The following is a 10,187-nucleotide window of genomic DNA, read 5'->3' as shown; positions in this document are numbered from 1 at the left end:
AGCTTGGGCTGCAGCCCGAAGGCGACGAGCCGCGCCGCGTCGGCGGCGTCGGCGGGCGTGACGGCGGAGCCCGCGGGCGCGGCTGCGGGCTCGGGCTCGCCCCGGTCGACGTGCTCGGTCACGGCTCCAGCTCCTTGTCGGTCTTGCATGCGTGCGTAGGTCGGGCGGCTCCGTTCACGCCGCCTCCGTCCGGTCCGCCGCCATCCCCGCGGCATCCAGCAGGGCCGTGCCGACGATGAGGTCGGCACCGCCGAACTCGGGATCGTCCAGCTCCGTCCCGTCGTCCACGGCGAACACCAGTCTCTCCTCGCCCTGCCGGTAGGCGGTGCCGACCGCGGGGCTGGCGGCGTGCACGGCCAGCAGTGCCACCAGGTAGGGAAGGTCGGGGTCCTGCCGCCGCGCCTCCGCGAGCAGCCCGGACAGTCTCCTCGGTGCGTCCGCGGGCAGATCCAGCAGTTCCCTCGCGGCCGCCAGCTGCTCGTCGCTGAACCGGCTGTCGTCCGGCGTGGCGATGAGGTCGGGCTCGGGCATCTCCGCTCCCAGGTGTTCCCGTTCCACGGGGGGCGTCAGGAGGAGGTCGACGAGGTCCCCGACCCGCACCGACGCGGGCGTGCGCAGTCCGGTGCCCCGGGCGAAGAAGGCGTCCGTGACCCTGATCGCCTGCTCCAGGGGCAGCGGCAGAAGGGGCGCGAGGAGGTGGCCGTAGAGGTCTGTCCCCGAGGTCGTCATGGGCGTGGCAAAGGCCTGCCGGTCCTGCTCGGCTCGGAACAGGGGGCCGGCCTCCAGCAGGCGGGACTGCAGCTGGGTGTGCCGGCGGATGCAGTCCTTGACGATGTCGACCAGCTCGGCGGCGCGGCGCTTGTGCTCGGCGTCCTCGGTCTCGTCGCGGGCCTTGCGGATGTTGGTGAGGATGGCGTTCTCGTGGCGGTAGCGGTCGGCGACGTGGTCCAGCGCCTCGGCGATCATGTCGGGAACCGCGTTGAGCCAGTCCACGGCCCGGACGTTGCGCCGGGTCGCCTCCAGGGCCCGGCGCAGGGTCTCCGAGTACTGCACGGTCCGGTAGCGGGCCTGCTCCGCGGCGAGCTGGGCGTCGGCGAGGCGGCCCCGGTTGATCAGGACCTCCAGCTTCACCTCGGCGGCGATCTGGGCGCTGGTGACGTCGGTGTCGAGCGCGCCGACCAGGACGTTGACCGCCTCGTCCGTCGTCCGCAGGTAGACGGTGCCGCCGGGGCCCGGAACCTCCTCGATCAGCTTGAAGTCGTAGTCACGGCGGACGTAGGTCCCGTCCGTCGCGAACGTGCCGTACACGGCGCGGAAGCCGCGGTCGACGCTGCCGACGTTGATCAGGTTCTCCAGGACCCAGCGGGCCACCCGCTCGTGCTCGGCGACGGGCCGCCGGGGGGCCTGGGCGGCGATGCGCGGGATGAGCCTGGCCACTATCTGCTCGTGGTCGGCGCCGGTGTCGAAGTCCATGTTGAGGGTGACGAGGTCGATGGCCGCGAGGGCCACCTCCGCCATGCCGTACACCGAGTACTCGCCCGCCAGGTTCGCCTTGCGCGCGTCGAGGTCGTGCAGCGGCGCGGTGCAGGCGAGGGCGCGCAGCCGCCGTGCCAGCCCCTCGTCGGCGGCCGGGCCCGGTGCCGGGCGCGGCCCCGCGCTGAGCTGGGGCGGAACGCTGTCCGTCGATGCGGGTGAAGTCACGGTGCACAGACTAGGTCCTCGGTCTGACAACGACCCAAACGACGCAGAAGCGACGGCCGTCACACCGGCGCGGGACGATCTCAGGCCTCGCCCCGGCCGTCCTCCCCGACCCGCTTTCGGTACACCTCCACGACGCGCTCCAGCGAGTCGGCGAGATAGGTCTCCAGCAGCTTCTCCGCCTCACGCCGGTCCCCGGCCCGGAGCGCCTGGAGGATCTGGCGGTTGCGGGCGAGGTACGGCTCGTGCAGGCGCCGCGGGTCGTCCACGACGTGGAAGGCGAGCCGCAGCTCGGCGAAGACGCTGCGCATCAGTTCGTCGGTGCGTTCGCTGCCGGCCAGGGCGACCAGCTCCCGGTGGAAGTGGATGTTGGCCGTACCCAGTCCTTTCCAGTCATTCTCGACGGCCGCCACCTGACCCTCCGTGACCGCCGAGGCGAGTCCTTCCAGGGTGTACGGCGGCTCGCCCAGCCCGCGTACGACGGCGCACTCGACGAGGGCGCGGGTGCGGTAGATGTCCTCCACGTCCTCGACGGTCAGGACCCGGACGAAGACACCCCGGTTGAGCTCGTGGACGAGCAGGCGTTCATGAGTGAGCAGCCGGAACGCCTCGCGCAGGGTGTTGCGGGAGACACCGAGCGCCCCTCCGATGCTGTCCTCCGACAGCCGGGTCCCCGGCGGGAAATAGCCCTCCGCGATGCGGCTTCTGAGGATGTCCGAGACGCGCTCGGCGGTGCTGGTCCGGCCCAGGAGGGCGCGGTCGTCGGCAAGTCCCGTCAGCTGCTCTGCCATGCCCGGAATTCAACCGCAGACACAAGGACGAAACAACACGGGTATTGAAGGATCGTTGAACGATCCTCTACGGTGCTCCGCACAGCACGACTCACGGCACGGCTCAGTTCCCCGCACCCTCCGTCCCTCATCTGCGAGGTGCCCATGAGCTCGACCCCTCCACCTCAGGCCCTCTCCTCCGACGCGCCGTCAGGCACAGGCGAACACACCCCGCAAGACGGCGCGTTCGGCTGGCTGCGCGCTCTCGGCCCCGGCGGTCGCCGCGCTTTCGCGGGCGCTTTCGGCGGATATGCCCTTGACTCCTACGACTACTTCACACTGCCGCTGAGCATGGTCGCGCTGGCCGCGTACTTCGGCCTGGACAGCGGCCAGACCGGCCTGTTCACCACCGTCACGCTGGTGGTCTCCGCGATCGGCGGCGCCGTGGCGGGCGTGTTCGCGGACCGGGTCGGCCGGGTCAGGGCGCTGATGATCACCGTGATCACGTACGCGGTCTTCACCGTGGCCTGCGGCTTCGCCCCCGACTACGAGACGCTGCTCGCGTTCCGCGCACTCCAGGGTCTCGGCTTCGGCGGCGAGTGGGCGGTCGGCGCGATCCTGGTCGCCGAGTACGCGTCCGCCCGGCACCGGGGCCGCACGCTCGGGGCGATCCAGAGTTCGTGGGCCGTGGGCTGGGCGCTCGCCGCGATCGTCTACACGCTGGTCTTCTCCCTGGCGGGCGACGACCTGGCCTGGCGCGTGATGTTCTGGACCGGCGCCCTGCCCGCGCTCCTGGTGGTGTGGCTGCGCCGCCGGGTGCACGACGCCCCGGAAGCCACGGCCGCGCGTGAACAGAGCGCGGAGCGCGGCTCGTTCGCGGCGATCTTCCGGCGGGGCACGGCCGACTCACCGGGTCTGCTGCGCACGACGGTCTTCGCCTGCCTGCTGTCCACCGGTGTCCAGGGCGGCTACTACACGCTGGCGACCTGGGTGCCGACGTACCTGAAGACGGAGCGCGGCCTGTCGGTCGTCGGCACCGGCGGCTATCTGGCCTTCCTGATCTCCGGCGCCTTCCTCGGCTACCTGACCGGCGGCCACCTCACCGACCGGCTCGGCCGCCGCCGCAACATCTGGCTCTTCGCACTGCTGTCGGCGATCTGCATCCTGGCGTACGCGCACATCCCCGACGGGGCCGACACCCTTCTCCTGGTGCTCGGGTTCCCGCTCGGCTTCTGCATGTCGGCGATCTTCAGCGGCTTCGGTTCCTTCCTCAGCGAGCTGTACCCGACGGCGGTCCGTGGCACCGGACAGGGCTTCACCTACAACACCGGCCGCGCGATCGGCGCCGTCTTCCCGACCCTCGTGGGCTTCCTGGCCGACAGCTGGGGCGTGGGCGGAGCGCTGGTCTTCGGCGCGATGGGATACGGCATCGCGGCCCTGGCGCTCCTCGGGCTGCCGGAGACGCGCGGAAAGGAACTGGCGTGACCGGAGCGAACCGCACGGAAGACCGTCCCCTGGCCCTCGTCGACGAGCACGCGCACGCGTGGAACGGGAAATCCGCGCGGGCCCGCTTCCGGGAGGGCCTGGCCGGCCCGACAGCCGGCGTCGCGGCGGGCCACACACAGGCCAACCTCATCTCGGTGCCCGCGGAATGGGCGTACGACATGCTGCTGTTCTGCCAGCGCAACCCCAAGCCGTGTCCGGTCCTCGACGTCACCGACGCCGGCTCCTGGACCACTGTCCTCGCGGACGGCGCGGACCTGCGCACGGATCTGCCGCGCTACCGGGTCTGGCGGGACGGGGAGTTGGTGGACGAGCCTACGGACGTGCTCGCCCACTGGCGCGACGACCTGGTGTCGTTCCTGATCGGCTGCAGCTTCACCTTCGAGTGGGCGCTGGCCGGGACGGGCGTTCCCATCCGCCACATCGAGCAGGGGCGGAACGTCCCGATGTACGTGACCAGCAGGGAGTGCCGCCCGGCGGGGCGGCTGAGCGGTCCCGTGGTCGTGTCCATGCGGCCGGTGCCTCCGGAGCACCTGGCGGCCGCGATCCGGGAGAGCAGCCTCTTCCCCGCCGTGCACGGCAGCCCCGTACACTGCGGCGACCCCTCGGCGCTCGGCATCGACGACCTCGGCCGGCCCGACTTCGGCGACCCGGTGGACGCCGCCCCGGACGACATCCCGGTGTTCTGGGCCTGCGGGGTGACGCCCCAGGCCGCGGTGATGGCCTCGCGCCCGCCGTTCGCGATCACCCACGCACCGGGCCAGATGTTCCTCACGGACGCCCGCGACGAGCAGTACCGCGTGGCCTGACAGGAGACACGGAAGATCCATGACCTCGATCGATCTCAACGCCGACCTCGGCGAGGGCTTCGGCCGCTGGCGGCTGACCGACGACGAACAGCTGCTGTCCGTCGTCACCAGCGCCAACGTGGCCTGCGGCTTCCACGCCGGGGACGCGGCCACCATGCGCCGGGTGTGCGAGCTGGCGGCGGAGCGCGGCGTGACGATCGGCGCGCAGGTCTCCTACCGTGACCTGGCGGGGTTCGGGCGGCGCGCGATGGACCTGCCGGCCGCCGAGCTGGCGGCCGAAGTGGCGTACCAGATCGGCGCCCTGGAGGTCTTCGCGCGTGCGGCGGGCGCACGCGTGGCCTATGTGAAGCCGCACGGCGCGCTCTACAACCGGGTCGTGCACGACGAGGAGCAGGCCCGGGCCGTGGTCGACGGCGTGCTCCTTGCGGACGCCTCGCTCCCCGTGCTGGGACTGCCCGGCTCGCGTCTGCTCGAGCTGGCGGGAAAGGCGGGACTGCCGGCCGTCACGGAGGCGTTCGCGGACCGCGCGTACACCGAGCGGGGCACGCTCGTCCCGCGCGGGCAGGACGGCGCGGTCGTCAGCGACCCGGAGGCGGTCGTGGAGCGCTCGGTGGACCTGGCCCGCTCGGGCGGGATCACCGCGCACTCCGGCACGCGCATCGAGGTGCGCGCCCGCTCCCTCTGCCTGCATGGGGACACTCCGGGCGCGGTCGAGCTAGCCCGCCGGGTGCGCGCGCGGCTGGTGGAGGCGGGCGTCCGGGTGGAGGCCTTCGCATGAGGGCGCTGCCCGTCGGCGACAACGGGCTGCTCGTCGAGGTCACCTCGGGCGAGGAGGCCCAGGCGCTGCACGCGGAGCTGTTGCGCCGTCGCGCGGAGGGCTCACTGGCCGTGCGTGAGATCGTCCCGGCGGCCCGTACGGTTCTCCTCGACGGCCTCGACGACCCGGTCCGCTGGGCATCCGAACTGACCGCCTCGCGGGTGCCGGCCGCTCGCCCTCGCGCGCGCGAGGTGACCGAGCTTCCCGTGCGGTACGACGGGCCGGACCTCGCCGAGGTCGCCGCCCACTGGAACGTGCAGGAGCGGGAGGTGGCCCGCATCCACGCGGGCACCGAATTCACCGTTGCCTTCTGCGGGTTCGCGCCCGGCTTCGGCTATCTCACCGGGCTCCCCGCCCGCTACGACGTGCCACGCCGGGCCACTCCGCGCACGGCCGTGCCCGCCGGGGCGGTGGCGCTGGCGGGGCCCTACACGGGTGTGTACCCACGCTCTTCACCGGGCGGCTGGCAGCTGATCGGTACGACCGATGCGGTCCTGTGGGACCACGCGCGCGAGCCTGCCGCTCTGCTGTCGCCGGGCGCGCGCGTCCGTTTCGTGCCGGTGGACGCGGCATGACCGACCGCGCGCTCGTCGTCGTACGGGCCGGGGCGCTGACCACGGTGCAGGACCGGGGGCGGCCCGGCCACGCCCATCTCGGTGTGCCCCGCTCCGGTGCGCTCGACGCTCCCGCGGCGGCGCTGGTCAACCGGCTGGTCGGCAACCCGCCCGACGCCGCCGTTCTCGAGACGACCCTCAACGGCTGCACCGTACGGCCGCGTTCCACGGTCACCGTGGCCGTCGGGGGCGCCCCCTGCCCGGTCGCGGTGGGCGGGCGCCCGGTCGCCTGGGGCGCCCCGGTCGTGGTTCCGGCCGGGGAGGTGCTCGATGTGGGCGCGGCCGTCGCCGGCGTACGCGCCTACGTGGCCTTCTGTGGCGGCGTCGCCGTCGAGCCGGTCCTCGGCAGCCGTTCCACGGACCTGCTGTCCGGTCTCGGCCCGGCGCCCCTCACGGACGGCGCGGTACTGCCGCTGGGCACCCCGCACGGACCGTACGCGCGCGTGGACGTCGCCCCGCAGCCTCGGCCGCCCGCCGAACTCGTCCTGCGCGTGACACCGGGACCGCGCAACGGCTGGTTCACGCCACGGGCTCTGAGCACCTTCACCACGCGCACCTACCGGGTGTCGTCGGCGAGCAACCGCATCGGGCTGCGCACGGAGGGGCCGGCGCTGGAGCGGGCACTGCCCGGCGAACTGCCCAGCGAGGGCATGGTGCTCGGCGCGGTCCAGGTGCCACCGGACGGCCGGCCCGTGGTCTTCCTGGCCGACCACCCGACCACCGGGGGCTACCCGGTGATCGCGGTGGTCCGCACCGCCGACCTCCCGGCGGCCGCGCAGGCGGTACCGGGCACCCCCGTCCGCTTCGTCCCGGTGCGCCGGCGCTGAACCGTCACGCCGCGTCCGGCTGCTCCCCGACGGACAGGGCGGCCAGCGCGGCCGACACCGCGGCGGACGTCCGCAGGTCGAGGCGGGCGCTGGTCCCCCGGGCGCGGTGCCCCATCTCGTCCGCCGCCAGCCTCAGGAGCTGCGGCAGCAGGTCGGTGCAGCGTCTGGCCACCCAGCCGGTGCCGGCGGTGGCCCGCCACCACAGGCTCGCCGACCTGGTGGGCGCCGGGAACTCCGGCTCGGGCGAGGGCGCGGGCCCCGTCGCTAGGCCCGTGCCGGCGAGCAGCGCGTGGAAACGCACGGCCAGCTGCCGGTGGCCGCGCTCGCCGGGGTGGAGCCGGTCCGCGCTCCACATGGCGCGGTCGGTGAGCCAGGCGCCCTCCGACGCGTGCAGATGGACGGCTCCGTACCGGTCCGAGAGCGCGTGCACCACCGCGTTGACCGCGCGCTGGCGCCGGGCCAGCGGGCGGGCCAGGGCACCGGGGAGTCCCAGCATGGCCCCGGGGTCGGGCAGACAGGCCGTGAGCAGGACCGCGCCCTGTCCGGTGAAGGCCGCGTAGACCTTGTCGAGCCGGGCAGCCACCGCGTGGATGTCGAAGGTGCAGCGCAGGGTGTCGTTGACGCCGATCACGACGGACACGATGCCGGGACGCAGTCCGAGACCGGCCGGGGTCTGGCGTTCCAGGACGTCCCGCGTCTGTGCCCCGCTGACGGCGAGGTTGGTGAAGTCGACCGGTTCATCGGCGAGCCCTGCGGCCAGCAGCGCGGCCCATCCGCGCCACCCGTCGCCGGTGGGGTCGCCGACGCCCTCGGTCAGCGAGTCCCCGAGGGCCACGAAGCGGACGGGTCTCATACGACGCCCTCCGGGAGGACGCGACGGGACGGTGCCGACGTGCCGTGGGCGGCGGGCTGAGCCGGTCCCGTCACTTCGTCCCCGGCACGACGAGACAGTGCCGTCGCATCGTCCCCGCCACAACGCGGCAGCACCGTCGCATCGTGCGCCGCGAGGAACGCCTCCACCGCCGTGCCCCACCCGAAGCACTCCGCACGCGCGCGTGCGGACTCCCGACGCTCCGGCTCGGACCGCTCGAGGACCGTCTCGATCGCGTCGGCGAAGGCCTCCCCGCGGTCGGCCGCCGTGGCGCCGGCGGACCCGATCACCTCCGGCAGCGCGGAGGACGCGCTCGCCACCACGGGCGTCCCGCACGCCATGGCCTCCAGCGCGGCGAGCCCGAACGTCTCGGCGGGCCCGGGCGCCAGGCACACATCGGCGGAGGCCTGCAGAGCGCCGAGCGCGCCCCGGTCGGACACGTGCCCCAGGAAGGTCACCGGCAGCCCCCGCTCGCCTGCCCGCTGCTCCAGCCGCGCCCGCAGTGGTCCGTCCCCGGCGACCACGAGCACCGCCCGCCGCCCCCGCCGCAGCAGCGCGTCCAGAGCGTCGAGCGCGGTGCCGGGCCGCTTCTCCACGGACAACCGGGAACACATCACCAGCAGCGCCTGGTCGGCCCGCGCGTGCCGTGCGCGCACCCCGGGGTCCCGCAGGGCGGGATGCCGCTCCATCAGATCGACGCCCAGCGGAGCCCGTACGACATTGCGCGCGCCGATCCGGACGAACTCCCGCTCGGCGAACTCCGTGGTGCACACCACCCGCGCGTACGTGTGGGCCGTACGGATGTTGAGGGCGTCGGCGGCACGGCGGGACAGGTTCTCCGGAAGGCCCCAGGTGCGCAGCACGCCGTCGGCGGTCTCGTGGGACACCATCACGGCGGGGACCCGGGCCCGCCGGGCCCATCCGCCGGTCCACCGCAGCGTCGTGCGGTCGGACACCTCCAGGCGGTCCGGGGCGAGTTCCTCCAGGAGGGCGGCGACGCGCCGTTTGTCGGTGAGGACTCGGTAACCGCCGGTGCCCGGCAGCAGCGGGCCGGGCAGGGTGATGACCCGGCCCTGCTCGGTCTCCCGGTCGGTGTGCCGGTCGCCCGGCACGATCAGCGCCGGCTCGTGGCCGGCTGCGCGGAAGCCCTTGCCCAGCTCGCGCAGCGCGGTGCGCAGGCCGCCCGATGCGGGAGCCACGAAGTTGGCGAGCCGCACGATGCGGAGGGAGTCGGAGCTCATGCCGCCACCACCGCCCGGCGCCCGGCGAGCACCGCGTCGTAGTGGGCGATCAGCTGGTCGCCCACCGCGGCCCAGGTGCGCCCCTCGACCGTCGCCCGTCCCGCGGCGCCGTAGGCGGTCCGCAGTTCGGGATCTACGGCCAGGGCCCGTACCACATCCCGTACGGCGTCGGCGTCGTACGGCGGCACCAGGAAGCCGGTGCGGCCGTGATCGACCAGGTCGAGCGGTCCGCCGGCGGCGGGTGCGATCACCGGTATGCCGCTGGCCATGGCCTCCTGAACGGTCTGGCAGAAGGTCTCGAAGGGGCCGGTGTGCGCGAAGACATCCAGCGAGGCGAAGATCCGGGCCAGTTCGTCGCCGGTGCGGCGGCCCAGGAAGACGGCGCCCGACAGGGCTCCGGTCAGCTGGGACCGGCTGGGCCCGTCGCCCACCACGACGACCCGGACGCCCTCCAGGCCGCAGGCACCGGCCAGGAGTTCGACCTGCTTCTCGGGGGCGAGCCGGCCCACGTAGCCGACGATCAGCTCTCCGTTCGGGGCGAGTTCTCGGCGCAGGGCCTCGTCGCGGTGGTCGGGGCGGAACCGGACGGTGTCCACGCCTCGCGCCCACAGCTTCACCCGGGGCACTCCGTGGGCCTCCAGGTCGTGCAGTGCGGCGCTGGAGGGGGCGAGGGTGAGGTCGGCGGCGGCGTGGACCGAGCGTATGCGCCGCCAGGCCGCTGCCTCGCCGGCACCCATGTAGGTGCGGGCGTAACCGGCGAGGTCGGTCTGGTACACGGCGACGGCCGGGATGCCGAGCCGGGCGGCGGCCGCCATGCCGCGCACGCCGAGGACGAAGGGGCTGGCCAGGTGGACCATGTCGGCGCGGTGTTCGGTGAGGGCCGCGGCGACGCGTCGGCTGGGGAGGGCGACGCGGACCTGGGGGTAACCCGGGAGCGGAAGGGAGGGGACGTGGACGACTGGGCACGGCGCGGACACGGGGGGGCGGGCGCCGGGCGCGGGGGCCGGGGCGCCGAGGAGGGGAGCGTGACAGCGTAC

General features: G+C 73.9%; 10 protein-coding genes. 5 read left to right on the top strand and 5 right to left on the bottom strand.

Annotated features, from left to right (window positions below; all coding sequences use genetic code 11):
• Positions 1–174: 174 nt before the first annotated feature.
• Both ACFW2E_RS31260 and ACFW2E_RS31255 read right to left on the bottom strand, forming a co-directional pair.
• On the bottom strand, positions 175–1,701 hold the full coding sequence (locus tag ACFW2E_RS31260; RefSeq protein ID WP_384470488.1) for a hypothetical protein: 1,527 nt from the start codon (positions 1,699–1,701) through the stop codon (positions 175–177).
• A gap of 80 nt (positions 1,702–1,781) precedes the next feature.
• A complete protein-coding gene (locus ACFW2E_RS31255; protein WP_384470485.1) occupies positions 1,782–2,489 on the bottom strand; it encodes a GntR family transcriptional regulator in 708 nt (235 codons plus the stop codon).
• A 144-nt stretch (positions 2,490–2,633) separates the two neighbouring features.
• Between ACFW2E_RS31255 and ACFW2E_RS31250 the strand changes: the two genes are divergently transcribed.
• From ACFW2E_RS31250 to ACFW2E_RS31230, 5 genes are read left to right on the top strand one after another with little or no spacing between them, the layout of a single operon-like run.
• Complete coding sequence (locus tag ACFW2E_RS31250; RefSeq protein WP_384470482.1) at positions 2,634–3,953, top strand: MFS transporter; 1,320 nt, start codon at positions 2,634–2,636, stop codon at positions 3,951–3,953.
• Positions 3,950–4,780, top strand: a complete 831-nt coding sequence (locus ACFW2E_RS31245) for a putative hydro-lyase (protein ID WP_384470479.1) — start codon at positions 3,950–3,952, stop codon at positions 4,778–4,780. Before ACFW2E_RS31250 ends, ACFW2E_RS31245 begins: the two co-directional genes overlap by 4 nt.
• Positions 4,781–4,799: 19 nt before the next feature.
• The gene (locus tag ACFW2E_RS31240; protein ID WP_384470476.1) at positions 4,800–5,558 is read left to right on the top strand and encodes a LamB/YcsF family protein; all 759 of its coding nucleotides are present in this window, start codon (positions 4,800–4,802) and stop codon (positions 5,556–5,558) included.
• Positions 5,555–6,172 carry an allophanate hydrolase subunit 1 gene (locus tag ACFW2E_RS31235; RefSeq protein ID WP_384470473.1) on the top strand — a complete coding sequence of 206 codons (618 nt, stop codon included), beginning with the start codon at positions 5,555–5,557 and terminating at the stop codon, positions 6,170–6,172. Before ACFW2E_RS31240 ends, ACFW2E_RS31235 begins: the two co-directional genes overlap by 4 nt.
• On the top strand, positions 6,169–7,038 hold the full coding sequence (locus ACFW2E_RS31230; protein ID WP_384470470.1) for a biotin-dependent carboxyltransferase family protein: 870 nt from the start codon (positions 6,169–6,171) through the stop codon (positions 7,036–7,038). Before ACFW2E_RS31235 ends, ACFW2E_RS31230 begins: the two co-directional genes overlap by 4 nt.
• Before the next feature lie 4 nt (positions 7,039–7,042).
• Here the strand turns inward: ACFW2E_RS31230 and ACFW2E_RS31225 are convergent, their stop codons facing one another.
• From ACFW2E_RS31225 to ACFW2E_RS31215, 3 genes are all read right to left on the bottom strand, one after another.
• The gene (locus tag ACFW2E_RS31225; protein ID WP_384470467.1) at positions 7,043–7,891 is read right to left on the bottom strand and encodes an SGNH/GDSL hydrolase family protein; all 849 of its coding nucleotides are present in this window, start codon (positions 7,889–7,891) and stop codon (positions 7,043–7,045) included.
• A complete protein-coding gene (locus ACFW2E_RS31220) occupies positions 7,888–9,150 on the bottom strand; it encodes a glycosyltransferase (RefSeq protein WP_384470464.1) in 1,263 nt (420 codons plus the stop codon). The genes ACFW2E_RS31225 and ACFW2E_RS31220 overlap by 4 nt, the downstream gene beginning before the upstream one ends.
• Positions 9,147–10,187, bottom strand: a 1,041-nt coding sequence (locus tag ACFW2E_RS31215) for a glycosyltransferase family 4 protein (protein WP_384470461.1), incomplete at its 5' end; no start/stop codon positions are given. The genes ACFW2E_RS31220 and ACFW2E_RS31215, both read right to left, overlap by 4 nt.

The organism is Streptomyces sp. NPDC058964 (assembly GCF_042741275.1).
GTDB lineage: Bacteria > Actinomycetota > Actinomycetes > Streptomycetales > Streptomycetaceae > Streptomyces.
This window is presented reverse-complemented; position numbering and strand designations above follow the sequence as displayed.